Annotated in this window: 29 protein-coding genes; 15 read left to right on the top strand and 14 right to left on the bottom strand. The window is 68.6% G+C overall.

The features are described from left to right. Positions 1-384, bottom strand: a complete 384-nt coding sequence (locus tag AMYBE_RS0127425) for a hypothetical protein (protein WP_020662605.1) — start codon at positions 382-384, stop codon at positions 1-3. A 119-nt stretch (positions 385-503) separates the two neighbouring features. Here AMYBE_RS0127425 and AMYBE_RS0127430 point away from each other — a divergent pair, with 119 nt between their 5' ends. Beyond that, the gene (locus tag AMYBE_RS0127430) at positions 504-872 is read left to right on the top strand and encodes a hypothetical protein (RefSeq protein ID WP_020662606.1); all 369 of its coding nucleotides are present in this window, start codon (positions 504-506) and stop codon (positions 870-872) included. A gap of 181 nt (positions 873-1053) precedes the next feature. Here the strand turns inward: AMYBE_RS0127430 and AMYBE_RS0127435 are convergent, their stop codons facing one another. Then, a complete protein-coding gene (locus tag AMYBE_RS0127435; protein ID WP_020662607.1) occupies positions 1054-2034 on the bottom strand; it encodes an aldo/keto reductase in 981 nt (326 codons plus the stop codon). After that, positions 2031-2432, bottom strand: coding sequence for a MerR family transcriptional regulator (locus tag AMYBE_RS0127440; protein ID WP_020662608.1), 402 nt, complete (start codon positions 2430-2432; stop codon positions 2031-2033). The genes AMYBE_RS0127435 and AMYBE_RS0127440 overlap by 4 nt, the downstream gene beginning before the upstream one ends. A 95-nt stretch (positions 2433-2527) precedes the next feature. On the opposite strand from AMYBE_RS0127440, the gene AMYBE_RS0127445 reads away from it, so the two are divergent. Then, complete coding sequence (locus AMYBE_RS0127445; RefSeq protein WP_027928070.1) at positions 2528-3136, top strand: TetR/AcrR family transcriptional regulator; 609 nt, start codon at positions 2528-2530, stop codon at positions 3134-3136. 74 nt (positions 3137-3210) lie between these two features. On the opposite strand, the gene upp is transcribed toward AMYBE_RS0127445, so the two are convergent. Continuing rightward, the gene (gene upp, locus AMYBE_RS0127450) at positions 3211-3834 is read right to left on the bottom strand and encodes a uracil phosphoribosyltransferase (RefSeq protein ID WP_020662610.1); all 624 of its coding nucleotides are present in this window, start codon (positions 3832-3834) and stop codon (positions 3211-3213) included. Between the two features lie 140 nt (positions 3835-3974). Further along, positions 3975-4421, bottom strand: a complete 447-nt coding sequence (locus AMYBE_RS0127455; RefSeq protein ID WP_020662611.1) for a protein-tyrosine phosphatase family protein — start codon at positions 4419-4421, stop codon at positions 3975-3977. A 105-nt stretch (positions 4422-4526) separates the two neighbouring features. Between AMYBE_RS0127455 and AMYBE_RS0127460 the strand changes: the two genes are divergently transcribed. From AMYBE_RS0127460 to AMYBE_RS0127490, 7 genes are all read left to right on the top strand, one after another. After that, positions 4527-5159: a DUF1707 SHOCT-like domain-containing protein gene (locus tag AMYBE_RS0127460; protein ID WP_020662612.1), complete on the top strand. Its 633-nt coding sequence runs from the start codon at positions 4527-4529 to the stop codon at positions 5157-5159. 135 nt (positions 5160-5294) lie between these two features. Continuing rightward, entirely contained in the window at positions 5295-6269 is a 975-nt protein-coding gene (deoC, locus tag AMYBE_RS0127465) for a deoxyribose-phosphate aldolase (protein WP_020662613.1), read from the top strand. 1 nt (position 6270) lies between these two features. Continuing rightward, the gene (locus AMYBE_RS0127470; RefSeq protein ID WP_020662614.1) at positions 6271-7704 is read left to right on the top strand and encodes an aldehyde dehydrogenase family protein; all 1434 of its coding nucleotides are present in this window, start codon (positions 6271-6273) and stop codon (positions 7702-7704) included. Next, on the top strand, positions 7697-8584 hold the full coding sequence (locus AMYBE_RS0127475) for an aldehyde dehydrogenase family protein (protein WP_020662615.1): 888 nt from the start codon (positions 7697-7699) through the stop codon (positions 8582-8584). The genes AMYBE_RS0127470 and AMYBE_RS0127475 overlap by 8 nt, the downstream gene beginning before the upstream one ends. 328 nt (positions 8585-8912) lie before the next feature. Next, a complete protein-coding gene (locus AMYBE_RS42425; RefSeq protein WP_020662616.1) occupies positions 8913-9341 on the top strand; it encodes a hypothetical protein in 429 nt (142 codons plus the stop codon). A gap of 178 nt (positions 9342-9519) precedes the next feature. After that, positions 9520-10248: a hypothetical protein gene (locus AMYBE_RS42430; RefSeq protein ID WP_020662617.1), complete on the top strand. Its 729-nt coding sequence runs from the start codon at positions 9520-9522 to the stop codon at positions 10246-10248. A 10-nt stretch (positions 10249-10258) separates the two neighbouring features. Then, positions 10259-11011 carry an ESX secretion-associated protein EspG gene (locus AMYBE_RS0127490; protein WP_020662618.1) on the top strand — a complete coding sequence of 251 codons (753 nt, stop codon included), beginning with the start codon at positions 10259-10261 and terminating at the stop codon, positions 11009-11011. A gap of 90 nt (positions 11012-11101) precedes the next feature. Here the strand turns inward: AMYBE_RS0127490 and AMYBE_RS0127495 are convergent, their stop codons facing one another. Both AMYBE_RS0127495 and AMYBE_RS0127500 read right to left on the bottom strand, forming a co-directional pair. Beyond that, positions 11102-11644 (bottom strand): DUF4232 domain-containing protein, encoded by a 543-nt coding sequence (locus AMYBE_RS0127495; RefSeq protein ID WP_020662619.1) that lies wholly within the window; start codon positions 11642-11644, stop codon positions 11102-11104. Between the two features lie 183 nt (positions 11645-11827). Next, positions 11828-12460: a TetR/AcrR family transcriptional regulator gene (locus AMYBE_RS0127500; RefSeq protein ID WP_020662620.1), complete on the bottom strand. Its 633-nt coding sequence runs from the start codon at positions 12458-12460 to the stop codon at positions 11828-11830. A 225-nt stretch (positions 12461-12685) separates the two neighbouring features. Here AMYBE_RS0127500 and AMYBE_RS0127505 point away from each other — a divergent pair, with 225 nt between their 5' ends. The 3 genes from AMYBE_RS0127505 to AMYBE_RS0127515 are packed head-to-tail and all read left to right on the top strand — an operon-like array spanning position 12686 to position 15388. Further along, positions 12686-13912, top strand: coding sequence for a cytochrome P450 (locus AMYBE_RS0127505; protein ID WP_020662621.1), 1227 nt, complete (start codon positions 12686-12688; stop codon positions 13910-13912). A 32-nt stretch (positions 13913-13944) separates the two neighbouring features. Then, complete coding sequence (locus AMYBE_RS0127510; protein ID WP_020662622.1) at positions 13945-15150, top strand: cytochrome P450; 1206 nt, start codon at positions 13945-13947, stop codon at positions 15148-15150. A gap of 43 nt (positions 15151-15193) precedes the next feature. After that, positions 15194-15388 carry a ferredoxin gene (locus AMYBE_RS0127515; protein WP_020662623.1) on the top strand — a complete coding sequence of 65 codons (195 nt, stop codon included), beginning with the start codon at positions 15194-15196 and terminating at the stop codon, positions 15386-15388. Between the two features lie 3 nt (positions 15389-15391). On the opposite strand, the gene AMYBE_RS0127520 is transcribed toward AMYBE_RS0127515, so the two are convergent. Then, a complete protein-coding gene (locus tag AMYBE_RS0127520) occupies positions 15392-16147 on the bottom strand; it encodes a class I SAM-dependent methyltransferase (RefSeq protein ID WP_020662624.1) in 756 nt (251 codons plus the stop codon). Between the two features lie 104 nt (positions 16148-16251). Here AMYBE_RS0127520 and AMYBE_RS0127525 point away from each other — a divergent pair, with 104 nt between their 5' ends. Further along, positions 16252-16842 carry a TetR family transcriptional regulator gene (locus AMYBE_RS0127525; RefSeq protein WP_020662625.1) on the top strand — a complete coding sequence of 197 codons (591 nt, stop codon included), beginning with the start codon at positions 16252-16254 and terminating at the stop codon, positions 16840-16842. A gap of 28 nt (positions 16843-16870) precedes the next feature. On the opposite strand, the gene AMYBE_RS0127530 is transcribed toward AMYBE_RS0127525, so the two are convergent. The 5 genes from AMYBE_RS0127530 to AMYBE_RS0127550 all read right to left on the bottom strand — a co-directional run bounded on the left by AMYBE_RS0127530 (position 16871) and on the right by AMYBE_RS0127550 (position 21617). Then, entirely contained in the window at positions 16871-17440 is a 570-nt protein-coding gene (locus AMYBE_RS0127530; RefSeq protein WP_020662626.1) for a DUF3995 domain-containing protein, read from the bottom strand. Between the two features lie 74 nt (positions 17441-17514). Then, complete coding sequence (locus AMYBE_RS0127535) at positions 17515-18351, bottom strand: carbohydrate ABC transporter permease (protein WP_020662627.1); 837 nt, start codon at positions 18349-18351, stop codon at positions 17515-17517. Then, positions 18348-19280, bottom strand: a complete 933-nt coding sequence (locus AMYBE_RS0127540) for a carbohydrate ABC transporter permease (RefSeq protein ID WP_020662628.1) — start codon at positions 19278-19280, stop codon at positions 18348-18350. The genes AMYBE_RS0127535 and AMYBE_RS0127540 overlap by 4 nt, the downstream gene beginning before the upstream one ends. Then, entirely contained in the window at positions 19277-20575 is a 1299-nt protein-coding gene (locus tag AMYBE_RS0127545) for an ABC transporter substrate-binding protein (RefSeq protein WP_051125005.1), read from the bottom strand. The genes AMYBE_RS0127540 and AMYBE_RS0127545 overlap by 4 nt, the downstream gene beginning before the upstream one ends. Positions 20576-20609: 34 nt before the next feature. Continuing rightward, entirely contained in the window at positions 20610-21617 is a 1008-nt protein-coding gene (locus AMYBE_RS0127550; RefSeq protein ID WP_020662630.1) for a zinc-dependent alcohol dehydrogenase family protein, read from the bottom strand. A 183-nt stretch (positions 21618-21800) separates the two neighbouring features. Between AMYBE_RS0127550 and AMYBE_RS0127555 the strand changes: the two genes are divergently transcribed. Continuing rightward, entirely contained in the window at positions 21801-22736 is a 936-nt protein-coding gene (locus AMYBE_RS0127555) for a sugar-binding transcriptional regulator (protein WP_154676630.1), read from the top strand. Positions 22737-23173: 437 nt separating this feature from the next. Further along, positions 23174-23764, top strand: a complete 591-nt coding sequence (locus tag AMYBE_RS43465; protein WP_020662632.1) for a DNA-binding transcriptional response regulator — start codon at positions 23174-23176, stop codon at positions 23762-23764. Between the two features lie 4 nt (positions 23765-23768). Here the strand turns inward: AMYBE_RS43465 and AMYBE_RS0127570 are convergent, their stop codons facing one another. Next, entirely contained in the window at positions 23769-26273 is a 2505-nt protein-coding gene (locus AMYBE_RS0127570; RefSeq protein WP_027928073.1) for a DEAD/DEAH box helicase, read from the bottom strand. Positions 26274-26396: the final 123 nt, after the last annotated feature.

Consider the following 26396-nt stretch of genomic DNA (forward strand, 5'->3'; position numbering starts at 1 on the left):
TCAGGGGAACGCGATGCCGTACGCGGTGAGCAGCATGGCCCCGCCGAGCAGCACCGCGCCGCCGGTGGTGACGCCCATTCCGAGGCGGGTCCGCAGCATCGCGAGGAAGAACCCGCCGGACTGCGCGAGCACGCCGAAAAGCAGCAGGAAGCAGACCGCCCAGCGCGCGGCGTCGCTCAGGCCGCTGTGCTCGACCAGCTGCAACGCGGCGAGCGTCAGTACCAGCAGGACGCCAGCGTGCGCGTGGCCGGCGCGGAAGAGTCCGCGCTGCTTCGCGGTGAGTTCTCCGCGGCGCAGGACTCCGCCGAGCGCGTAGCCGCCGTACATGACGGTAGGGAGCGAGACGAGCGCGATGACGGTGAACAACTGGACCGGTCCGTGCATGAGGGCCTCCTTCTTCCTTCGCCCGGCAACCATAACAGCGTTTTAAAACAGTGTCACGGAACTTCTGCCGAAGCGGGAATCGGAAATTCGCGCCTCGCCCGGCCGCCGGAGCGGGCATCATGGCGAAGGTGAGCCAGTCCGAAGACGCAGCAGCCCCCTCGCCGGACGACGTCGTGTCGACCTACGGCGACCAGCTGCGCGAGAAAGCCGCGACCTGCCGGTTGATGGCGGACAAGCAGCGTGAGCACGCGGCGACCTTCCGGGACCTCGCCGAACGCGGCCTGCCCGGCTCGGCCGACATGGCGGAGAAGACCGAACGCGCGATGCGGCATATGGAACAGCTCGGCTACGTACTCGCCCAGCAAGCGCTGGCGTACGACGAGATGCTGGCCGCCGGCGGCCCGGACAACTCACGCGCGTACGTCGAGTACGAGGCGATGACGCGGCGACTGAACGAGTTGATCCCCCAGGACACCCTCACCGACTGAGCGGTCGCGTCAGGACAGCGGCGCGGCGACTGCCCGGGAGCCAGCGCGCCCGGGAAACCACGTTGGCGCGGAAAGCGCGGCATGAAGGCCGCTCCGGCTCCGAGCTGGCCGGCCGCGGCGACAGTCTCGCCACGGCCGGCCGGAAGCTCTCCGAACGCTCCGGTCGCCGGTACCCGCTAGCTCACTTCCCGACGACGCGCTGCAGTGCCTCGGGATAACGCGCCCCCGCGACCGCGTCCGCCGGCGCGGCCCGCTCGATCGCCGCGATGTCCTCTTCGGACAGTGCTAGGCCGGCGGCGGCGACGTTCTCCTCCAGATACGTCCGGCGCTTCGTGCCCGGGATCGGCACCACGTCCGGCCCCTTCGACTGCACCCAGGCCAGTGCCAGCTGACCCGCCGTGACGCCCTTCGCCTCGGCGAGCGCCTGGAGCGCGTCCACGATCGCCAGGTTGCGGGCGAGGTTGTCCTCGGCGAACCGCGGCAGATTCCGGCGCATGTCGCCGTCCGGCAGGTCCTGCGCCGACTTGACGGCACCGGTCAGGAAGCCCCGGCCCAGCGGCGAGAACGGCACGATTCCGATGCCCAGTTCCTGGCAAGTGCCGAGAATTTCGTCCTCGATTCCGCGCGTCCACAGCGACCATTCGCTCTGCAGCGCGGTGACCGGGTGCACCGCGTGCGCCCGGCGGATCGTCTCCGCACCCGCCTCGGAGATCCCGGCATAGCGGATCTTGCCCGCCTCGGCCAGTTCGGCCAGCGCGCCCCAGGTCTCCTCGATCGGCACGTTCGGGTCGACGCGGTGCTGGTAGTAGAGGTCGATGTGGTCGACTCCGAGCCGCTGCAGCGATTCGTCGCAGCACTGCTTGACGTACGCGGCGTCGCCGCGCGCGGTCATGCCGGATTCGGTGTGCACGATGCCGAATTTCGTCGCGAGGACCGCCTGGTCCCGGCGGTCGGCGAGGGCGCGGCCGACGAGCTTTTCGTTTTCCCCCGCGCCGTACACATTGGCCGTGTCGATCAGGGTCACCCCCAGCTCGAGCGCCCGGTGCACGGTGGCGATCGATTCGCCGTCGTTGTCGCGGACGCCGTAGGCCTGGCTCATCCCCATGCAGCCGAGGCCCTGCGCCCCGACTTCCAGCGCGCCGAGCTTTCTCGTACCGATCACGCGGAGATCTCCTCCATTTCGGGCGTCACGCCGAAGGCAGTGCGCTCGATCTTCTCGTAGTTGTCGATCTTGTAGTCCAGGATTTGCAGGCACCCCTGCAGTTCGGCGATCCGGTCGGCGACCGATTGGCGCTGCTCCACGAGGATCGCCTTGCGCCGTCCGGCACTGGCCACGCCGTGGCGGCGCAGCGAGGCGTACTCGCGCATGCTCTTGATCGGCATGCCGGTCAACCGCAACTTCGTGAGGAAGCCAAGCCAGGTCAGGTCGTCGTCGGAGTACGCGCGCCGGCCGGCCGCGTCGCGAGCCGGCGGCTCCAGGAGCTTGATCCGTTCGTAGTACCGGAGGGTGTCGATGGACAGGCCGCTACGTCGCGCGGCTTCCGCTATCGAGTAGCTCATGCGCTCGACAGTACGACCTGGAGTGCACTCCAGGTCAAATCCATTCGCGGCGGCCGCGGTCGCGTTTTATAACGCCGTTGCGTTACGCTCTGTCGATGCCCCGCCCCCGAACTCACGACGAAGCGCTCCGCGAGAAATTGCTCGACCGGGCCGGCGAGCTGATCTCGGCGGACGGCCCGAAGGCGCTCTCCCTGCGGAAACTCGCCGCGGATTCCGGCACTTCGACGACAGCGGTGTACTCGCTGTTCGGCAGCAAACCGGATCTGGTGAACGCGCTGTACGCGGAGGGCTTCCGCCGATTCGGAGCCCGGCTGGACGCGGTCGAGCTGACCGGCGACGCGGTGACCGACCTGATCCGGCTCGGCGTCGCGTACCGCGAGAGCGCCCTCGCCGAACCGCACCTGTACGCGATCATGTTCAGCCGATCGGTGCCGGGTTTCGAGCCCAACACCGAGGCGGGCGAGGTCGCCGAGGCGACGCTCAAGCCGCTGACCACGGTAGTGCGGCACGCGGTGTCTTCCGGACAGTTCCAGGACGTCGCCCCCGAACTGATCACCGTCAGCCTGTGGGGATTCGTGCACGGCATGGTGTCGCTGGAACTGTCCGGACGGCTGCCTGCCGGACTCAGCGTGGCCGACGGCTACGAGAAAGCCCTGCGGGCCAACGCATCCGGCTGGCTCGCTGGAGCGGAAACCGGCCGCTGATCAGGTCGGTGCTCGCCCGGCTTGATCCGGCGGGTTTCCTTCCCGGCCGGCGATCACGCCCGGGGAGGCGCCGCTCAGCGGGCCCCGTACTGCCGGTCGCCCGCGTCGCCGAGGCCCGGGACGATGAAGCCGGAGTCGTTGAGCCGCTCGTCGATGCTCGCGGTGACGACGCGCACCGGCAGCCCGGTCCCCTCCAGGTGGGCGATCCCCTCCGGAGCGGCGAGCGCGCAGATAGCCGTGACGTCGGTCGCCCCGCGGTCGGTGAGCAGCCGGATCGTGTACTCCATCGACCCGCCGGTGGCGAGCATCGGATCGAGCACCAGCACCGGGCGGTCGGCGAGCGATTCCGGCAGCGATTCGAGGTACGGGGTCGGTTTGAGCGTTTCCTCGTCGCGCGCGAGCCCGACGAAGCCCATCTGCGCGTCCGGGATCAGCTTGTGCGCCTGGTCCGCCATGCCGAGCCCGGCCCGCAGTACCGGAACCAGCAGCGGAGGACTGGCCAGCCGGTACGCGTCGGTGCGCGCCACCGGGGTGTGGATGCGCTCGGTGCGGACCGGCACGTCGCGGGTGGCTTCGTAGACGAGCATGACAGTCAGCTCGTGCAGCGCGGCCCGGAACGCCGCACTGTCGGTCCGAGCGTCCCGCATGGTCGACAGACGGGCCTTGGCCAGCGGGTGATCGACGACGTGCACATCCATGCCGCACAACTTAGCTGGCCGCCCCCGAAGGCGCCGCCATTCCCCGCTCGCCCCCGGGCCTTCAGTCCGTGAAGGGCCCCTTGCCGGACTTGGATTCCCTCAAGGGGCCCTTCACGGACTGCTCGGCAAGGCACTGCCGCTCACCCCGGCTGACCGGCGAACCACCGCACCCACCGCCGCTGCCAGGGAGTCTCCACCGCCCGCCGGTCATGTGTCTCCCGAACCCACTCGACCGCCTCCTCCGCCCGCATTCCGCCCAACGTCGCCAAACAAGCCAGCACTGTCCCCGTCCGCCCCACCCCGCCGTAGCAGGCCACTTCGACCGCCGCCCCGGCGGCCGCTCGCTCGTGCAGTCCCAGGATCTGCCGCCGAGCCTCCCGCCGATCGACCGGCAGCAGAAAGTCCGGCCACCACACCCACTCCTGCTCCCACCACAGGTCCGGACCATAGGTGCGGCGCATCCGCCGCGATCCCAGATACAGCCCGAACTCCGGATCCGGCCCGTCCGGCGCCGGCCTGCCCAGCCCGCGCGGCCGCACCCGCACCCCGTCCGGAAGCACGAGAGTCCCCTTCAGTACCGATGCCATCCCGCCATGATGCCGCTGTCGTTCGTTCGACGGACCCAGACGAAGCCCGACAGGACTAGGCTGCGCAGGGTGAGCGAAGACTCAGCCATGCCAGGCCCTGACCAGATGCGCATCTCGGACGCGGACCGGGAACAGGTCGCGCAGGTGCTGCACCAGGCGATGTCCGAAGGCCGCATCACGATCAACGAACTCGAGGAGCGGCTCACCGTCGTCTACGCGGCGAAAACGTTCGCCGACCTGAAACCGGTCACCGCCGACCTGCCGAACGGCACCGCGATAGCGCCGACCAGTTCCGCTCCGCTCCAGTCCGCCGCTCCGCGCGCGCTCGGAATGCCGGACAACCGGCTCGGCGGACATCCGGGCTCGACCACGTCCATCGGCGTGATGTCCGGCGCGGTGCGCAAGGGCAGCTGGGTGCTGCCGCGGCAGCACACCAGCTTCGCGTTCTGGGGCGGTGTCGAGATCGATCTGCGCAACGCCCGGTTCGCCGAGAAGTCCTGCACGATCACCGCGGTCGCGATCATGGGCGGCGTCGAGATCACCGTCCCGGACGACATCAACGTGGACGTCACCGGCATCGGCTTCATGGGGGCCTTCGAGCTGGAGGACAAGTCCGGTGCGCCGCCCGCGCCGGCGACCGCGCCGACGGTGAAGATCAACGGCCTCGGCTTCTGGGGCGGCGTGGTGGTGTACCGCAGGCCGGCCAAGGACCCGAACGCGCCGCAGATCGACTCCTGACCGGACAGCACACCGCACCGACGAAATCCGCCGCCCGGCACCCGCGCCTGTGGACAACCGCAGGCCCGTGACCAGCTGTCCACAGATTCCGGTGATCGCTCCGGCACCACCGGTGGCACACCTACACTCAGCGGTATGACAGCTACCACCAGCCCACCAGCTGCGCCGGACACCCCGTCGCCGCTGGCGGACGTCACTCGCGACGAGGCGAGCCTGCGGCGGTTCCTGCACGGGCTGCCCGGTGTCGACCAAGTCGGCGTCGAGCAGCGCGCGGCGGGGCTCGCCACCCGGAGCATCAAGAAGGAAGCCAAGCGGTGGGCGATCGACACCGCGGTGTCGATGGTCGACCTCACCACCCTCGAGGGCGCCGACACGCGTGGCAAGGTCCGCGGGCTCGCCGCCAAGGCGATGCGGCCAGACCCGGAGCGGCAGGACTGCCCGCGCGTCGCGGCCGTGTGCGTGTACCCGGACTTGGTGGAGACGGCCGTCGAAGCGCTCGCGGGCAGCGGGGTCCGGGTGGCCAGCGTCGCCACCGGCTTCCCGGCCGGCCGCACGAGCCGCGAGGTGAAGCTGGCCGACACCCGGCTCGCCGTCGAAGCCGGCGCGGACGAGATCGACATGGTGATCGACCGCGGCGCCTTCCTGGAAGGCCGCTATCTGCAGGTGTTCGACGAGATCCGCGAGATCAAAGCCGCCTGCGGCACCGCGCACCTCAAGGTGATCCAGGAAACCGGTGAACTCGCCACGTACGACAACGTGCGCCGCGCGTCCTGGCTCGCACTGCTGGCCGGCGGAGACTTCATCAAGACGTCCACCGGCAAGGTGTCGCCGGCCGCGACGCTGCCGGTCACGCACGTGATGCTGCAGGCCGTGCACGACTGGCACGAGCGCACCGGCGAACTGCGCGGCGTCAAGCCCGCGGGCGGGATCCGGACCACGAAGGACGCGATCAAGTACCTCGTCGCTGTGCACGAAGTCGCCGGCGAGCAGTGGCTCACCCCGGACCTGTTCCGGTTCGGCGCGTCGAGCCTGCTCAACGACCTGCTGCTGCAGCGGCGCACCCAAGTGGACGGCCACTACAGCGGCCCCGACTACGTGACGGTGGACTGACATGGGCATCTTCGAGTACGCCCCCGCGCCGGAGTCGCGCGCGCTCGCCAATCTGAAGGAGCACTACAAGCCGTTCATCAACGGCGAATTCGTCGACGGCTCGGGCGAGCCGCTGAAGACGATCAACCCGGCCACCGAGGAGATCCTCGCCGAGGTCGGCACCGCGTCGGTGTCCGATGTGGACACCGCAGTGAAGGCCGCGCGCACGGCCTACACCTCGGTCTGGTCGAAAATGCCGGGCGCCGAGCGGGCGAAGTACCTCTTCCGTATCGCGCGGCTGATCCAGGAACGCTCGCGCGAGCTCGCGGTGCTGGAGACGCTGGACAACGGCAAGCCGATCAAGGAGTCGCGCGATTCCGACGTGCCCACCGCGGCCGCGCACTTCTTCTACCACGCGGGCTGGGCGGACAAGCTCGGCTACGCCGGCTACGGCCCGGACCCGAAGCCGCTCGGCGTCGCCGGCCAGGTCATCCCGTGGAACTTCCCGCTGCTGATGCTGGCGTGGAAGATCGCGCCCGCGCTCGCCACCGGCAACACCGTGGTGCTGAAGCCGGCCGAGACCACGCCGCTGAGCGCGCTGGTGTTCGCCGAGATCTGCCAGCAGGCCGAGCTGCCGCCGGGCGTGGTGAACATCCTGCCCGGCGCCGGCGACATCGGAGCGTCCATTGTGGAGCACCCGGACGTGGACAAGATCGCGTTCACCGGGTCCACCGAGGTCGGCAAGCTGATCCAGCGCACGGTCGCGGGCACCCGCAAGAAGCTGACCCTGGAGCTCGGCGGCAAGGCGGCGAACATCGTGTTCGACGACGCCCCGCTGGACCAGGCGGTGGAGGGGATCGTCAACGGGATCTTCTTCAACCAGGGCCATGTCTGCTGCGCGGGGTCGCGGCTGCTGGTGCAGGAATCGGTGGCCGAGGAGGTGCTGGAGAAACTCCGGTACCGGGTGTCGACGCTGCGGGTGGGCGATCCGCTGGACAAGAACACCGACCTCGGTGCGATCAACTCGGCCGAGCAGCTGGCGAAGATCCGCGGCCTGGTCGAATCCGGCGACGCGGAAGGCGCGCAGCGCTGGACCAGTCCGTGCCCGGTGCCCGACCGTGGGTTCTTCTTCGCCCCCACGGTGTTCTCCGAGGTGCACCAGTCGATGCGGATCGCCCGTGAGGAGATCTTCGGCCCGGTGCTGTCCGTCCTGACCTTCCGCACGCCCGACGAAGCGGTGGCGAAGGCGAACAACACGCCGTACGGCCTGTCCGCCGGCATCTGGTCCGAGAAGGGCTCGCGCATCCTGTGGATGGCGAACCAGCTGCGGGCCGGCGTCGTCTGGGCCAACACGTTCAACCGCTTCGACCCCGCCGCGCCGTTCGGCGGCTACCAGGAATCCGGCTTCGGCCGCGAAGGCGGACGCGCCGGCTTGGAGGCTTACCTCAGTGTCTAATTCTCCGCAGTCCGATCGCTCGAGGCTTTCGGTCGCCAAGACATACAAGCTGTACCTCGGCGGCAAGTTCCCCCGCTCGGAATCCGGCCGGGTCTACCCGGTCACCGATGCCAACGGAGCCTTCCTGGCCAACGCCGCGCACGCCTCCCGCAAGGACCTGCGCGACGCGGTGTCCGCCGCCCGCAAGGCTTTCCCGGCCTGGTCGTCGGCGACCGCGTACAACCGGGGCCAGGTGCTCTACCGCGTCGCCGAGGTGATGGAGGGCCGCCGCGCCCAGTTCGCCGCCGAGGTCGCCGCCTGCGAAGGCGTCGCCGCGAAGAAGGCCGAGTCCATTGTGGACGCCTCGATCGACCGGTGGGTCTGGTACGCGGGCTGGACCGACAAGATCGCGTCGGTACTGGGCGCCGCCAACCCGGTGGCCGGTCCGTATTTCTCTTTCACGGTACCGGAACCCACCGGCGTCGTCGGCGTGCTGGCGCCCCAGTCGTCTTCGCTGCTGGGATTGGTCACCGTGCTCGCGCCGGTGCTGGCCTCCGGCTCGACAGCGGTGCTGGTGTCCAGCGCCGCACGCCCGTTGCCCGCCATCACGCTCTCCGAAGTGCTCGCGACCTCGGACGTCCCGGCCGGTGCCGCCAACATCCTGACCGGACACGCCGCCGAACTGGGCTCTTGGCTGGCTTCGCATGGCGACGTGAACGCCCTGGACCCGACCGGAGCCGCCCCGGCGGACCGGGTCGCGTTGGCCCAGGAAGCCGCGGGCACGGTGAAGCGCGTCCTGTCCGTTCCGGACGCCGAACCGGACTGGACCGCCGAGCCGGACCTTTCCCGGCTGCGCCGTTATCTGGAGGCCAAGACCGTCTGGCACCCGCTGGGCGTCTGACCGCCAGCTGATCCTTTCGGTCTGCCGCTCCGGCCGACTCCGGAGCGGCAGACCGGCGGTCAACCGAACCCCGGCCCCGGCAGATTGGTTGAGCTGGCCCGGACGGGAAGGCCGGTTCCGGCGAGCGGCTGAGCGGTGCCAGCCCTGTGCCCAGGCACGCCGAGCATCGCCTGAGAAAGTTCCCGAAATTCCCCAGGCGTTCCACGCTGGCTCCGAGCAATCTCGGCTGCCGTTCCTCACTGTGCATGATCGGCTACCGTGAACAGCACTATCGGACTGCCGAAAGGCTTGTGCACACACCGACAGCTACCTCACGGGAGGCGAAGACATGAATCAGCCTGCGCCCCACGAAGCTGCGGAGTGGCTGCCGGGCCCCGGCTTCACCATCACTGACGACGACGGTGCCGCCGGCCCGGGCTTCACAATGAGCCACGACGACGCGCGGAACATGCTCAACCTGGCGAAACAGGCCCGCGACCAGTTCGACAAGATGCGTGTCAACGCCCGCGCGCTCACCCAGACCACGTCGCCCGCCGACGAACCAGCGAGCACCAGCTATACCGCGCATCTGGTCGGAGACGGCCAAACCAACGGCGCGTTCGGCGGCGGTCTGGCGAACGTGCAGCGCATGTACGACTACGCCAGCGAGCTTGTCGCGAAGCTGGAGAAAGCACTCGGCCTCACCCAGAACACCGACGAAGCCGCCGCCAAGGACATCGAGGCAGCCGGCCGGCGCTCCGCTGGACGTCCCCGATGACCCGCCGCCCGGTTCCGGCCTTCGCCGCACGCCTCGCGGACAGGCCAGCCTGCACCGGTTCCCCGGCTCTGCTCCGCGTCCTTCCGGGCCGTGTCGAGCGCTGTCGCGGCAGGTCCGTCGCCTTCTCGGGACTCACGGATCTGACCGGCACCGCGCTCCGTCAACTCGCGGGTTCGTCATGAGTTTCCTGGAAAATCTCGATGACGCCGGCCACTGGGTCGGCGGCCGTATTGACGACGTCACCGGCTTCTCCGGCAAGGCGGACCGCGTCTCCTCGCTGTTCCAGCCGTCCACCGCCGACGAGGCTATTCCCGCGCACGACCTCGTCCGGAAGGTCCGCACCGGTCCCGGTTCGCAGAGCTGGCACGACAGTGCGAACGCGGCGAAGGCGCTAGCCGATCTCCACCACGACGCCGGCGACGTGATCTTTCGCGTGAGCGCCGGACTCGAATCCGCCTGGACCGGGAGTGGCGCGGACGCAGCGCAGGCCCGAATCCGGGCACTGGCGGAGACCGCCGCGGCCTCCGGTGCCGTCTACGCCGCCAACAGCGACAACTTGACTGACGTCGCACACGGTTTCGACGCGCTGAAAGCGTCCTTGCAGCAACTGCCGGACCAGCCGCCGCACCTCGCCTTTTGCGACCAGGCCGCGCCGTGGGACATCGACACGGAACAGGAAATTTCCCAGTACAACGCGACGGCCCAGCAGAACGTCGACCACTACCAGGCCTACGTCCAGCACGCCGGTTCCAACCGCCAGCAACTGCAAGCCGACTATGGCGAGCTCGACAACCTCGGCCCGGACCCCGCCCGGAAGTCCGGTCCGGGCGAACGACCGCTCGCCCAGCCTGCCGGGCATCCGCCAACGCCCGGCCCCGGCGGGCCGTCGCCGGCTGTCGACGGCTGAGGGCGCGACGATGTCGATCATCGAAAGACCGGTCCGGATGCCGCGACTGGCGTTCCTCGCCGTGTGGAGCCACGAAAAGCTCGGCGAGCCGCCGGTCGTGGTCGAGCACGCGCCGATGTACATGACTGACGATTTCTCGGAAAAGCTGCGAGTTCAGTCGTTCGGGCTGCTGGCCCAGGTCGGGCTGGCGTCGTCCGGAACCCCGTCGCCGCGACTGCGGGGCACGCTCGAATTGCTTGCCGGTGCCCGGCGCGAGGTCTATGCCTGGAGCCACTTCGGCAACCGCCGCGGCGACAACGGCGCGGTGCTGGTCGCGGCGGCCGGCCGGGAAGCCGTCCGGCTCGTCACCGACACCAGGTCTGTGCAGATCGAACCGGTTTCGCCGCGCGACATCAGCGCCAGCCTGGTCGAGCTCCTTCCCGACTGCCAGCCGGCGCCGATCCGGCCGCTGCGAGTGCCAAAGGACTACTACGACAGCGCGTCGGCCGACCCGCTCGCCGAGTCGTCGGCCAGCGCGGACCAGTTGCGACACCTGATGCGCGCCGAACGCGACGCGGTGCACCAAATGCATGTCGCGGTCCGCGATCACGCCGGCGAACGCACGCACAGCACCGCCCTGTCCGCGATCGACCTCGCCGACCGCGGCCGGATACTGAGTTTCGTCAATCAGGACGACGCCGGCGAACTGCACATCAACGTCTACTCCGGCACCCGCGCCCGGCTGGTCGAAGCGCTCGCCCTCACCCTCTCCGACCTCGCTTGACCTGCGGCTCGCTGGTCATGTCCGTGAAGGGCCCCTGGAGGGAATCCATGTCCATGAAGGGGCCCCTCACGGCCAGACCAGCTCGCGCCCTCAGGCAGCAGGCGCCTCGCCCTGGGTCAACGCCCCGACATCGATCGTGTGGCTGCCTTCGTTCGCGTCAACCGCACCGAAAACCCAATCCACCGTCACGTTCGGATTGATGTAGTCCCCGTGCGGGTTGGAATCCGCCGGAGCGGTGAAAGTGATCCCGTTCGGGGTCTGCTGTTCGTCCTCGCCGCCGATCGCCGTCCAATGCAGCGGCACGTAAGCCGAAGACCCGTCCACCAACGCAACCCCCGGCGCGTTCGCCGGCGCTTCGTTGTTCACCAGCACGTTATGCGCCCCGACGAGATCCACCGCGGCCTGCCCCGGCAGGTAGCACCGCTCCCCCGGCTTGGCGGTGAACTGGATGGCCGCGTCGCGGTTGCCCGCACCCGCCCCGCCGTAGACCAGCTTGGTGGTGAATTGGCTGGCCGTGCACGGCAACACCGAGGAAGCGCTCGCGGTGCCGGCGAAAACCGCCGCACCGCCGGCCATCAGCCCTGCGACCGCGACAGCCGCGGCGATGGTCCGCGTGGTCTTGCGAATACCCATGGTCGTCCCCTTGTCCCGAACCTGCCGGACGGATCCCCCCGCCGGCGAGCGCCCCGAGCGGTGATCTTTTACCCTCGTTGGCTCTCATCCGGTAAGACGTCCCCGGCGGCGCGGGGATGTCCGGATGTGGGATCAGCCGCATCGGAGCAACCTGACGCGGCCCCGACCGTCTGAGGAAACGGGTCAGATGAGGTCTTCCCTGCCCAGCGGCCGCCCCGGCAGCGGAGTGCCCGGCCGTGCGCGCAAGCCGTCGATCATGATCGCGACGCTGCGTTCGACCGCGAGCTCCGGCATCTTCAGCCGCTGCGCGGGCAATTGCCGCACGAGGCGGGCGAACAGCACCGCGACATCTCCGGCCCCGACGTCCGGGCGCAGCACCCCCTCGGCTTGCGCCTTCGTCACCAGCGATTCGACCTCGACGAGGACCGCGTCGCGCAATTCGGCCACCTCGGGGTCGTCCTTGAGAATTTCGTGCGAACGCTGCGAAAGCATCGAAAGCTGCATCGAAAGCTGCAGTTCCGCGCCGTGGTAGAGCAGCTGGACCAGGCCTTCCCACGCGGTCGGCGCTTCCACCGCGAGCCGCTTGGCCTCGGTCAGCACGCTGGCGAAGTTGTCCACCGCCACCGCGCGGATGAGCGCTTCCCGATCCGGGAACCGCCGGTAGAGCGTGCCGACGCCGACGCCCGCCGCTCGCGAGATCTCCTCCATCGGGACCTCGGGGCCGTGGCTGGCGAAGATCACCCGGGCCGCGGCGATGATCTGGTCGCGGTTGCGCTGCGCATCCGCGCGCAGCGGCGCTTCCGGGTCTGCACTCACGTCCGGCCTCCCAACCCTCAGTTGGCGCGGATTGTCCCATGCCCGGCCAGCTGCGCAAACGAGACAGCGAGCGGGACCGGACAGTGATTGTCACCCCGATGCTAGTGGACGAAGATCTTCCACTTGAGTACGGTGGGCAATGAACCGGAATGTAATCCTCCACATTCATTCCGTAACGGGGCACTACGACCGAAACCGGGCGCCACCACCTACCAGGGGGTTCCGATGACCGAACTCGCCCAGTCCAGCCGCACCCAGCCGCAGCAGGCGGCGTTTCCCATGCAGCGCACCTGCCCGTACGCGCCGCCGCCGGGGTACGACCGTTACGTCGAAGGCCGCGCCACCTACGTCGAGCTCGCGCACACCGGGCAGCACGTGTGGGTGCTGTCGCGCTACGACGACATCCGCGCGATGCTCACCGACCCGCGGTTCAGTTCCGACCGGTTCAACCCCGGCTTCCCGCAGCTGTTCCGCGACGGCAGGCAGCGCAAGCCGACGCTGCGCCCCTCGCTGATCGGGATGGACGCGCCCGAGCACGGCCCGGCGCGGCGCAGCGTCGTCGGCGAGTTCACTGTCAAGCGGATGAAGGCGCTGCAGCCCCGCATCCAGGAGATCGTGGACCAGCAGCTCGACGCGATGCTGGCCGGCGACAAGCCCGCCGACCTGGTGTCCGCGCTGTCGCTGCCGGTGCCGTCGCTGGTGATCTGCGAGCTGCTCGGCGTGCCGTACTCCGACCACGACTTCTTCCAGAAGCACAGCTCGCGGATCCTCAACCGCGAAGCGACCGCCGACGAGCGCCAGCAGTCGGTCGGCGAGATGCAGCAGTACCTGTCCCGGTTGGTTTCCGCGAAGGAGGCCGAGCCGGCCGACGACCTGCTCAGCCGCCAGATCGCGAAGAAGCGCGAAGAGGGCAGCTACCTGCACGAAGACCTGGTCTCGCTGGCGTTCCTGCTCCTGATCGCAGGGCACGAAACCACCGCGAACATGATTTCGCTCGGCACGGTGGCGTTGCTGGAGAACCCGGATTCGCTGGCCGCGATCAAGGCCGATCCGGGCAAGACCCTCGACGCGATCGAGGAACTGCTCCGCTATTTCACCATCGCCGAGCCAGCCACCAGCCGTGTCGCGCTCGAAGACGTGGAGATCGCCGGCGTCACCGTCCGCGCCGGCGAAGGGGTGATCGGGCTCAGCTACGCCGCGAATTTCGACACCGACGTGTTCGCCGAGCCGGAACGCTTCGACATCACCCGCGGCGACCGCCACCACATCGCGTTCGGCTTCGGCGCGCACCAGTGCCTCGGCCAGAACCTGGCCCGGATGGAGCTGCAGATCGTGTTCGACACGCTGTTCCGCCGCGTCCCGACCCTGCAGCTGGCCGCGCCGGTCGAGCAGCTGCCGTTCAAGCACGACTCCGGCGTTTTCGGCCTGTACTGCCTGCCCGTCACCTGGTGAACCCAGCACTGCTGGCGCAAGGAGGGAAAGCGATGACGACTGCGGAAGAACTCCGGATGCCCGTCGCCCGGACCTGCCCGTTCGCGCAACCCGAGCAATACGTCCGGATGCGCGAGGAAAGCGCGCTCACCCGCGTGCGGATCCCCAACGGCAAGCACGCCTGGGTGGTTTCCCGGCACGAGGAAGCCCGGCAGGTCCTCGGCGACCGCCGGTTCTCCTCGGACCGGTTCGACCCCGGGTTCCCGTTCCTCGTCGAGGGCGGGCCGGCGATTTTCGTCAAGAAGAACCAGAAATCGATGATCGGGATGGACGCGCCCGAGCACGGCCCGGCCCGCCGGGAAGTCCTCGGCGAGTTCACCGTCAAGCGGGTCGAGGCGCTGCGGCCGCGGATCCAGGAGATCGTCGACCGGCTGATCGACGATCTGCTCGCCGGCCCGAACCCGGCGGACCTGGTGGAGAAACTCTCGCTGCCGGTGCCGTCGCTGGTGATCTGCGAGCTGCTCGGCGTCCCGTATGAGGATCACGACTACTTCCAGCAGCGCACGATGGCGCTGATCCGGCGCAGCACCGGTCTGGAAGAGCGGAAGAAGGCGTCGGAAGAGCTCCGCGACTACCTGAGCGGCCTGGTCGCGGCGAAGGAAGCGGACCCGGCCGACGACCTGCTCGGCCGCCAGATCGTGAAGCGGCGCGCCGAAGGCACCTACGACCACGACGCGATGATCGGACTGTCGTTCCTGCTGCTGGTCGCCGGGCACGAAACCACCGCGAACATGATTTCGCTCGGCACGATGGCGTTGCTGGAGAATCCCGGACAGCGCGCGACCATCGAGGCGGACCCGGGCAAAACCCTCGCCGCGGTCGAAGAACTGTTGCGTTACTTCACGATTGTCGAAGGCGCGACCGCGCGGGTCGCGACTGAGGACGTGGAGATCGGCGGCGTCACCGTCCGCGCCGGCGAAGGCGTGCTGGTGCTGGGGTACGCCGCGAACTGGGACCCGGAAGTGTTCGAGAGCCCGGAAAAGCTCGACCTGGAGCGCGGCGCGCGGCACCACGTCGCGTTCGGATTCGGGCCGCACCAGTGCCTCGGCCAGAACCTGGCCCGGATGGAGCTGCAGATCGTGTTCGACACGCTGTTCCGCCGCATCCCGACACTGCGCGGCGTGCTGCCGGTCGCCGAAGTTCCGGTCAAGGAAGACGCGACGATCTTCGGCCTGTACCAGTTGCCGGTGACCTGGTAAAGATCGACGCAGGCTCCCACCACGAGCAAGGAAGAGGCCATTCATGAAGATCATCGCGGACACCGGCAAGTGCGTCGGCGCCGGGCAGTGCGTGCTCACCGAACCCGCGCTGTTCGACCAGAGCGAGGACGACGGCACGGTCATCGTCCTCAACGACACGCCGGACGGCGAGCTGGTCGAGAAGGCGCGCGAGGCCGTGAACATCTGCCCGAGCCAGGCGCTTTCGCTGTCGGAGTAGCCGTCATCCGCGCACGGCGGTCACCGCGGCGGTCGAGTAATTCGCCGTCAGGTGGCCGCCGAGCGCGTCGATCACGGCGCCGACCTCGGCCAGTACCTGGTCGCGCTGCCCGGGGTTCGCCAGGGTGAGGCTGCCCTGGGTGGCGAGCAGGTCCAGCCACTCGTCGCGGCGGTATCGCTGGGCCCATTCGTAGCGCCATTGCTCGATCGCGCCGAACGCACCGGACGCGCGCAGGCCGTCCGCGGCCTTGTCCAGCAGCGGCTGATAGCCGGCCAGGCTGGGGTTCTTCAGGTAGCCGCCGCTGAACGGCGAGTCCGGCATCGCCCGGCCCAGCGCGTCCGACAGCGCCCGGGAAATTTCGACCGGCGGCTGGAAGATGTGCCAGAACGCGGCGAACCGGCCGCCTGGCCGCAGCACCCGCGCCGCCTTTTCGGCACCGGCGACCGGATCGACCCAGTGCCACGCCTGCCCGGACACGAGCGCGTCGAAAGTCCGGCCGGCGGCGTCCCAGTCCTCGAATTTCGCGACCTCGACCGCGAACCCGGCGCGGGCGAACTCCGCCATTCGCGCGTCCGGCTCCACGCCGAGCACGGTTGCGCCGGCTGCCTGGAATTGCCTGCCCTCGATGCCGGTTCCGCAGCCGACGTCGAGAAAGGCGTTGCCCGGACTGGCCGCGACGATCGCGGCCACCATCTCTTCCGGGTAGCGCGGACGGGCCCGGTCGTAACGCGCCGGGTCCACGCCGAACGACTCGGCCATCGTCCGGTGCTGGTGCGGCTCGGGATGTGGGGTCACGGCAGGTAGAGTGGGCATGCGCCCACCATAGTGGGCAAGTGCCCACTATGGCCAGGAGGAAGTGCCCAGTGCCGACCGGCATCCATCTCCGCGACGTGCGCGCCCAGCTGTTCGACGCCGCCGAACGCGTCCTGCTCCGGGAGGGGCCGGGCGGCCTGACCAGCCGCGCGGTCACCGCCGAGGCAGACTGCGCGAAGGGTGTCCTGCACCGGCATTTCGCGGATTTCGACACGTTTCTCGCCGAACTCGTCCTCGACCGGATCCAGCGGCTCGAAACCCGCGCGGAGGGCCTCGTCGCCGGGACCGGGGACATCGTCGCCACCGTGGCCGACCTGCTGACCGAGGTGTTCGAGTCGGTCGCGGTGTCGATCGTCGCCTTGATCACCTTCCGCGACGAACTTCGCGCCCGGCTCCGTGCGGCTCGACCCGGGCCGGGCATCCCGCTGGCGACCGACGCCGCGCGGCTGCTCGCGGATTACCTCGCGGCGGAACAGAATCTGGGCCGGATCGCCGCGGAAGCGGACATCCCGGCACTCGCCCCTACGCTGGTCGGATCGGGACACCTGTTGTTCGCCGACCGGACCGGGGAACCGCCCACCGAAGAGGCCGTCCGGCGAATGGTGGCCACCGTGCTGTCCGGGGTGCTGGTGAGCGGCTGAGCCGACTCGGCCGCTCACGAATTGCAGCTCAGGCGATCCCGAATGCGGTCGCGGCCACCGAGAGCACCAGCGCGCCCAGCGCGCCGGCCAGGCCGAAAAGCCGGAGCGGCCGGTCGGCACTGCCCCGGACGTGCAGCGCGACCGTCGCGGCGAAGGCCAGGCCGCCGAGAATGAACCACGGGCCCCAGAGGTACAGGTACCAGCCGACCAGCGGGTTCATCTCCGACGGAACCGTGAGCAGCCCGGCCCGCACCGCCACGCCCTGCACGACGAACAGCCCGCCGTGCCACAGGAGCAGGATCGCCGCTCCGCCGCCGCAGAACACCAGCGTTCGGCCGGCCCAGCGGCTTCGCGGCTTGAGCAGGCCGAGGCCGATCACCGCGCCGAAGAGCTTCAGAAGACCGGTCACCACCAGGACCGCGATGAACCACGGCACACCGTCGCGGGCGAGCTGGACCAGCGTCGGCGAGACCGTCGAGTCCGCGCCGAACGTGGTGCCGGTCGCCCAGACGAAGCTCGGGATGGCGAAAAGGATTCCCCAGGCCGCGGCGAGGCGGCCGGGCCAGCGGACGGCGGGGAGCGAACCGGTGAGCGTCATGGCTCAAGGTTCGTCCAGGCCCCGGCGGCGCGGATCGTTCTCGCGGGGGAGGTGCCTCCCCCGCGAGAACCAAATCACTTCACCGCGCCCATGGACAGCCCGCGCACCAGGTGGTTTTGCGCGATCCAGCCGACGATCATCACCGGCAGCGAAGCCAGCAGGGCCGCGGCGGACAACTGCGCCCAGTACAGCCCCTCGCTGGTGATGAACCCGACCAGGAACACCGGCACCGTGCCGGCCCTGGCCGCGGTCAGGTTGACCGCGTAGAAGAACTCCGTCCAGGAGAAGATCACGCAGATCAACGCGGTCGCCGCCACGCCGGGCGCGACCACCGGCATGATGATCTTGCGCAGCAACGTCGGCAGGTTGGCGCCGTCGATCCGCGCCGCCTCGATCATTTCGCCCGGCACTTCCAGGAAGAACGACCGCATCATCCAGATCGCCAGCGGCAGGTTCATCGCGGTGTACAGGATGATCAGCGCCCACACGGTGTCCAGCAGGTTGGTGTTCTGCGAGATCACGTACAGCGGGATGATCGCCGCGACGATCGGCAGCATCTTGGTCGACAGGAAGAAACCCAGCGCGTTCTTCGTGCCTTTCACCGGGGCCAGCGACAACGCGTACGCAGCCGGAATCGCGAGCAGCAGCACGAGCAACGTCGAAACTACCGTGACGAACGCCGAATTTCCCAGGTACGGCAGGAAACCGGAGCTGAACACGTTCGAAATCTGGTCCAAGGTCGGCGAGAAGAACAGCTTCGGCGGATTGGTGTAGGCGTCGGCTTCCTGCTTGAACGCGGTGAGGATCATCCACAGCAGCGGGAAGACGAACAGGATCGCGATCGCCCAGGTCGCGACGGTCAGCGTCCCGGCGCCCAGGCGGCGGCGCGAGGCGGCGGTTGCGGTGCTCACTTGGTTCCTCCGTCCACTGAGAACGCGCGGAACATCAGCCGCAGCGCGAAGGTCGCGACGATCATCGTCAGGATGACCACCACCACTCCCATCGCCGAGGACTGGCCGATGTCGAACCCTTCGAAGGCGCGCTGGTAGATGTAGAACGGCAGGTTCGTGCTAGCCGTGCCCGGACCGCCCTGCGTCATCAGGAAAATCGCGTCGAAACTGTTCACGATGTAAATCGCGCCGAGCAGCGTCGCCAGCTGAAGGAACCGCGAAAGGTGCGGCAGCGTGATCGACACGAAGGTGCGCCAGCGACCTGCGCCGTCCACCGACGCGGCCTCCAGCACGTCCTTCGGCTGGCTCTGCAGCCCGGCCAGGATCAGCAGGGTCATGAACGGCGTCCACTGCCAGATGATCTGCGCCATCACCGCGGCCAGCGGAAATTCGGACAGCCAGTCGGTGTCGGTGCCGAACACGAAATGCAGCAGCCCGAACGTCGGGTCGAACATCGTGGTCTTCCACAGCAACGCGCCGGCCGCCGGGAGGATCAGGAACGGTGTGATCAGCAGCGTCCGAACCACACCGCGGCCGAGAAATTTCCGGTCGAGCAGAGTGGCCAGGCCGAGTCCGAGCAACAGCGAGAGAAACACGCAGACCACGGTGATCACTACCGTGTTCACCAGCGCGGTGAGGAACGTTGTGTCGGTGAAGACGTCCACATAGTTGCGGAAGCCGACGAAATGCCGTGAACCCGGGCGCACCAGGTTCCAGGACTGGAACGAGTAGTACACGGTCAGCAGGAACGGCACCTGCGTCACCGCGATCACGAAGATCAACGCGGGCAGCAGCGGCAGCCGCCGTTTCCCGGCCGCGCTCGCTTTGTTCTTCGCGGCTGGGCGTACCGTCGCCGGCGCGGCTTCGGCGGGGACAGAGAGGGTGCTCATCGCTGCACCTCCTGATAGGACTTGCCGACGGATTCCGCGTACTTCTGCGATTGCGCTAGCGCGTCGGCGACCGAGGTCTGGCCGGCGATCGCGGCGGACAGCTGCTGACTCACCCGGGTGCCCAGGTCCTGGAACTCCGGGATCCCGACGAACTGGATGCCCGGGTAGGGCACCGGCTGGGCCATCGCCATCTTCTGGTTCGCGGCCGCGATGCCGTCCAGGGTCGGCTGTGCGTAGGCTTTCGCGGCTTCCTTGTACTGCGGAATTTCGTAGGTGGACTTGCGCGTGCCGGGCGGAACCCGGTTCCAGCCGTAGGTTTCGCCGACCTTCTGCGCGTACGCCTTGTCGGTCATCCACGCCAGGAACTTCCAGGCGTCGTCCTTGTTCTTGCCCACCTTGGGGATTCCGAGCGCCCAGGTGTAGAGCCAGCCGCTCGCCTGGGTCTTGTCCACCGGCGCCGCGACGTAGCCGTTCTTTCCGACCACGTGACTGCTCGTCGGGTCTTCCGTGGTTCCGGTCATCGACGTGGCGTCGTACCACATCGCGGCGTTCCCCTGCGCGTACTGCGTGCCGCATTCGGTGAACCCGGCTGACGAAGCACCGACCTCGCCGTGTTCGCGCAGCAGGTTCACGTAGAAGTTCGCGGCCTGGGTGAACTCCGGGCTGGTGAGCTTGGCGTTCCAGTGCTGGTCGAACCACTGCGCGCCGAAGGTGTTCGCCACCGTCGTGAACGGAGCGAGGTTCTCGCCCCAGCCCGGCTTGCCGCGCAGGCAGATGCCGGTGATCCCGGCCTGCTTGTTGTCGAGCTTCGCGGCGTAATCGGCGATCTGCTGCCAGGTCGGATGCGCCGGCATGGTCAGCCCGGCCTTCTGGAAGAGGTCTTTGCGATAGACCACGAAGGATGATTCGCCGTAGAACGGCACCGCGTACATCTGGTTCTCATACGACAGCGACTGCCGGATGCTGGGGATGAAGTCGTTCTCGTCGTACCCCGGCGTCGCCTTGATGTGCGGTTCCAGGTTCTCCAGCCAGCCGTTCGCCGCCCACTGCGGCGCCTCGTAGTTGCTGATCATCACCACGTCGAACTCGCCGCCCTGGGTGGCGGTGGACGCGGTGATCTTGGCCCTGGCCTCGTTCTCCGGCAGCGAAACGAACTTCAGCCGGATCCCGGGATTGGCCTTTTCGAATTCGCCCTGCAGCGAAATGGCGTCCTTCATCTGCGCGTTGGACACGATCGCGACGACCAGGGTCCGCCCGCCGGCGCCGAGTTCCCCGGCACCGGCGCATCCCGTCATCAACAGCGCTGTCGCGGCGAGAAGGCAGAGGAGTTTACGCACGGCCGCCACCTCCGGGCAGGACCTGGATCTTCAGGCCGGACCCGCTGCGCATCTTGGCCAGCGCTTCGGGGTACTGCTCCAGCGGAAGCGTGTCGGTGATCAGCGCGTCGGTGTCGATATAGCCGTTCGCGACGAGGTCGAGCGCGTTCGCGTAGCTGTTCAGCACCGCCATCGAGCCGACGATGGTGATTTCGTCGTTGTAGATCCGGAATGGGGAAAGTGCGACGTGTGCTTCGGCCGGCGCGACGCCGAACACGAGCAACCGGCCGCCGCGGCGCAATGCGTCGAAAGCGGCTTCGATCGCCGGTGCCGCACCGGTGCAGTCCACGGCGGCGTCGAAGCGTTCGCCATCCAGTTCGGACACGTCGGAGGCGACCGCGGCCGCGCCCAGGTCGGTAGCCCGCGGCAGCCGAGCCGTGTTGCGGTCGACCATCGTGACCTGTGCGCCGGCGCGCAGCAGGAGCTGCTGCATGATCAGGCCCATCGTGCCCGCGCCGACTACCAGGAACCGTTCGCCTGCCTCGACGCCGATCCGGCGTACGCCGTGCACCGCGCAGGAGACGGGTTCGACCAGCGCGCCCTGCTCCCAGGTCATCGAGTCCGGCATCTTGTGGCAGGTGTCGGCCGGCACCGCGACGTACTCGGCGAAGGCGCCGTTGACGGTGTCGCCGGTGGCGTTCCAGTTCGCGCAGAGATTGCCGTGCCCGGACCGGCACGGGCCGCAGTAGCCGCAGTAGATCGACGGGTCGACCGCGACGCGGTCGCCCACCTTCCATTCGGCGGGGACGTCCGCGCCGAGTTCGACGATTTCGCCGGCGAACTCGTGGCCGGGGACGATGGGGTACGGGGTCGGCGGGAAGTGCCCGTCGGCGATGTGCAGATCGGTGCCGCAGATCCCGCAGGCACCCACCTTCACGACGACCTGGCGCTCCCCGGGCTTCGGATCGGGAACCTCGCCGACCCGGATCTGCCCGGGCCGGTCCACGATCGCGGCGCGCATGCGTCATCCCTCCAAATTGCTCATCTGAGCGTTTTTAACCTATGCAGCAGGCATCATGCGTAGGCATTACAGGCTTCAACCTGGGGATCCGTCAACCTACAAAGCTCATTTTTGCGCTATCCTGCTCATGTGAGCAGGAAAAAGGGGGCACCGCCGCTGACCGAGACGCTGCTGCTGGCCACCATGGCCAGGCGGTTCTACGTGCAGGGCCGGTCCAAACTGGAGATCGCCGACGAGTTCGGAATCAGCCGGTTCAAGGTGGCGCGGATGCTGGACACCGCGCGAGACAGCGGACTGGTCCGGATCGAGTTCGACCTGCCGGCGCCGATCGACGTCGAACTGTCCGACGAGGTCCGCCGCGCCTACCGGCTGGACCGCGCACTAGTGCTCGAACGAGCGGCCGAGAAGGAGCCGCGCGAGATCGTCCGCAAACAGGTCGGCGCGCTGGCCGCCCGGCTGCTGGAGGAGATCGCGACGATCGACGACGTCATCGGGCTGGCTTGGGCGCGCTCGGTGAACGCGATGACCGAAGCGATCCGCACGCTGCCGCGCTGCCCGATCGTGCAGCTCTGCGGCGTGCAGGCCGGAATGGACATGCGCGGCCGTTCGGTGGAGACGGTCAGCCGGGTCACCTCGGTGTCCGGCGGAGATTCCTACCCGATCTTCGGCCCGCTGGTGCTGCCGGACCGGCGCACCACTGAAATTCTCCGGCATCAGCCGGGAATCGCCGAGACGTTCGCGCAATTCGGGAAGCTCACCAAGGCCGTCGTCAGCATCGGCTCCTGGGCGGCTGGCGAATCCACTGTGTACGACGCGCTGGACGAGTCCGAACGCGCCGCGATCGCGGCCCGGGGAGCGTCCGCCGAAGTCGCCGCCCGGCTGTTCGACGCGGACGGCAACTCGCTCGGAACCGGTCTGGCCCACCACGTGCTGGCGATCAGCCACGAGGAGCTGATGGCGGTCCCCGAGGTGATCGCGATCGGTTACAGCCGGCCGAAGGCGGAGGCCGTCGACGCCGTGCTGCGGTCAGGTCTGGTGTCGACGCTGGTCACCGACGCCGCGGCGGCCGTCCCGCTGCTGGAACTCGCCCAGGCGAGGCCGTTGCCGGAACGCTCATAGCCGGACCGCGCTTCGACCACCGCGTCCCCGTGCTCCGCCGCCCATTGCCCGAATGCTTCGATCGGTCGGAGAAAGGTCGATCCGAGCGCGCTGAGCCTGCTGGCCGTGCCTGCCACCGCGCTCGAAGCCCTGCTCGACCTGGCCGGGAAGGTGCTGATCGACTGCACGAACGTCCCCGGCGCGACCGGCGAACCGGTGGCCGCGCGCATCGCCGGCTGGGTGCCCGGCGCCTCGGTGGTGAAGGCGTTCAACCTCGCTCACGTGGACGTGTGGCGGATGACGCCGCCGGCCTGGCGATCGGCCTGTGGTTCGCCGGTCTCGACGCGCGTTCCATGCTCATGGGCGTCTGATTCCGGCTATTCTGGGCACCGAGGGGGCGATGACCATGGGCGGTGCCGGGGCAGTCGTCGGCGGGCCGGAGAAGCGGTCGTAACAGCATGGATACCAACACTGTCGTCCTGATCCTGGGCGTGCTGATCGTGCTTGGTGTGCTGATGCTGTTGTGGCGCGGGCAAAAGGGCAGTCAGCCGAGCACGCTGAAGGTGTCCCTGTCCGACCTCTTCAAGATGGATCTTTCGCTTTCGCCGCAGAACAGGGCGCAAGCCGAGCAAGACCTTCGGAAAGCCGAGCAGGAGAAAGCGCCCGGCGCACCCCCGGGAACGCTGCCCGAGCTGCGGCCGACGCGCGCACTGACCCGGGTCCTCTGGATCGACGACCATCCGGAGCGGAACGTCCACGAAACCGTTGCCCTGGAAAACCTCGGCAAGCTCGTCACGGTCGCCACGTCCGACGAAGCCGCCCGGATCTTTCTGCGACGGCTGGATTTCGCCGCGATCGTGACCAATCTCGGCCGCGGCGGCGATCCGCACGCCGGCACCCGGTTCATCAGCGAGCTGCGCGATGCCGTCCCGGCAGTGGTCTACACGAAAGACGCGCACACCGAGGAAGCCGACGCGGCACGGAAAGCGGGCGCGACCGCGATCTGCGTTCTCCCGCACGAGTTGATCGCCGCGCTGGAGCGGATCTGACCGGTCAGAACTGGTTGACGTCCACGATCCGCACCACCGCTGACCCGGCCTCGTCCGACGCGCGCAGGTCCACCTCGGCGCTGATGCCCCAGTCGTGGTGGCCCGACGGGTCGTCGAAGATCTGCCGCACGCGCCACATGTCCGGCTCCTGCTCGATCAGCAGCAGGGCCGGGCCGCGCGCGTCCGGACCGATGCTCAGCGCGTCGTGCTCGTCGAAGTAGTCCTCGATCGCGTCTTCCCACGCGTCGGCGTCCCAGCCGGACGCGGCGTCCAGCTCGCCCAATGCGCCGAAGTTCCGCCGCGCGGCCAGCTCCACGCGCCGAAACAGCTCGTTGCGCACCAGCACCCGGAACGCCCGCTCGTTGCGGGTGACCGCGGGCGGCTCGGGCGGCGGCCGGTGCGATACCGGGCCTTCCTCGTCCGGGTGCCGCAGCGCTTCCCACTCGTCCAGCAGGCTCGAGTCGACCTGGCGAACCAGCTCGCCGAGCCATTCGATCAGGTCCTGCAGCGGTTCGGTCTTCGCCTCGTCCGGCACGGTGTGCCGCAACGCGTCGTAGGTGTCGGCGAGGTAGCGCAGCACCAGCCCCTCGGAGCGGGCGAGCTGGTAGAAGCCCACGTATTCCACGAAGTTCATCGCGCGCTCGTACATGTCGCGCACCACCGACTTCGGCGACAGCTCGTAGTCCGCGACCCACGGATGCCCGGCCCGATAGGACTGGTAGGCCGCGTTCAGCAGCTCCTCCAGCGGTTTCGGGTAGGTGACCGCTTCGAGCAGCTCCATCCGCTCGTCGTACTCGATGCCCTCGGCCTTCATCGCCTGCACGGCCTCGCCGCGAGCCTTGAACTGCTGCTGGGAAAGCACCGGCCGCGGATTGTCCACAGTGGATTCCATAATGGACACCACGTCGAGCGCGTAGGACGGCGATTCGGCGTCGAGCAATTCCACCGCGGCCAGCGCGAACGGCGAAAGCGGCTGGTTCAGGGCGAAATCGAACTGCAAGTCGACGGTCAGCCGGACGATCCGGCCCTCTTCGTCCGGTTCCGGCAGCCGCTCCACCACGCCCGCGGCGAGCAGCGACCGGTAGATCTCGATCGCCCGCAGGATCAGCTTGCGCTGCGTCGGCCGGTCCGAATGGTTGTCCTCCAGCAGGTGGCGCATCGCGTCGAACGCGTTGCCCGGCCGGGAAATCACGTTCAGCAGCATCGAGTGGCTGACCTGGAAACTGGACGTGAGCGGCTCCGGCTCGGCCGCGATCAGCCGCTCGAAGGTGGCTTCGGTCCAGTTGACGAAGCCCTCCGGGGCCTTCTTCCGGACGATCTTCTTTTTCTTCTTCGGGTCGTCGCCCGCCTTCTCCAGCGCCTTGGCGTTCTCCACCACGTGGTCCGGCGCCTGCACGACGACGTAGCCGTCGGTGTCGTACCCGGCCCGCCCGGCCCGGCCGGCGATCTGATGGAACTCGCGCGCCTTCAGGTGCCGCTGGCGCACGCCGTCGTACTTGGTCAGCGCCGAGAACACCACCGTGCGGATCGGCACGTTGATGCCCACGCCGAGGGTGTCCGTCCCGCAGATCACCTTCAGCAGGCCGGATTGCGCGAGCATTTCGACCAGCCGGCGATATTTCGGCAACATTCCCGCGTGGTGCACGCCGATGCCGTGCCGGACCAGCCGCGACAGCGTCTTGCCGAACCCGGCGGAGAACCGGAAGTCGCCGATCAGATCGGCGATCGCCTCCTTCTCCGCCTTGGTGGTGACGTTGATGCTCATCAGCGTCTGCGCCCGCTCGATCGCCGCGGCCTGCGAGAAGTGCACCACGTAGACCGGCGCCTGCCCGCCGTTGAGCAGTTCGGACATGGTCTCGTGCAGCGGCGTCAGCGCGTACCGGAAGGTGAGCGGCACCGGCCGCTGTGCCGAGGTGACCACCGCGGTCGGCCGCCCGGTGCGCCGGGTCAGGTCCTTCTCGAAGAACGAGACGTCGCCGAGCGTGGCCGACATGAGCACGAACTGTGCGTTCGGCAGTTCGATCAGCGGGACCTGCCAGGCCCAGCCGCGGTCCGGTTCCGAGTAGAAGTGGAACTCGTCCGCCACGACCTGGCCGACCGGGGCGCCGGCGCCGTCGCGCAACGCGATGTTCGCCAAGATTTCCGCCGTGCAGCAGATGATCGGCGCGTCCGCGTTGACGCTGGAGTCACCGGTCATCATGCCGACCTGGTCGGCCCCGAAGATGCCGATCAGCTGGAAGAACTTTTCCGACACGAGCGCTTTGATCGGCGCGGTGTAAAAACTGCGTTTGCCGTGCGCGAGCGCGGTGAAGTGCGCGCCGACCGCGACCAGGCTCTTGCCGGAGCCGGTCGGCGTCGACAGGATGACGTTGGCCCCGGAGACGACCTCGATCACCGCCTCCTCCTGCGCCGGGTACAGCTCGATGCCCCGCTCCGCCGTCCACTCGGTGAAGGCTTCGAACAGGGCGTCTGCGTCGGGATCCGCTGGCAGGAGGTCGGTGAGAGTCATCGCGACACCCATCGTGCCATCCTCCCCCCGGCCTCAGGTGCAGGGGAGATCGCGGGTGCTTGCCCCAACCCGTAGGCTTCTCCTACCGCGCGCCGCCGGAGGGGCCACAGGCAGGCGGGCGCG

It is taken from the genome of Amycolatopsis benzoatilytica AK 16/65 (assembly GCF_000383915.1).
Lineage (GTDB): Bacteria > Actinomycetota > Actinomycetes > Mycobacteriales > Pseudonocardiaceae > Amycolatopsis > Amycolatopsis benzoatilytica.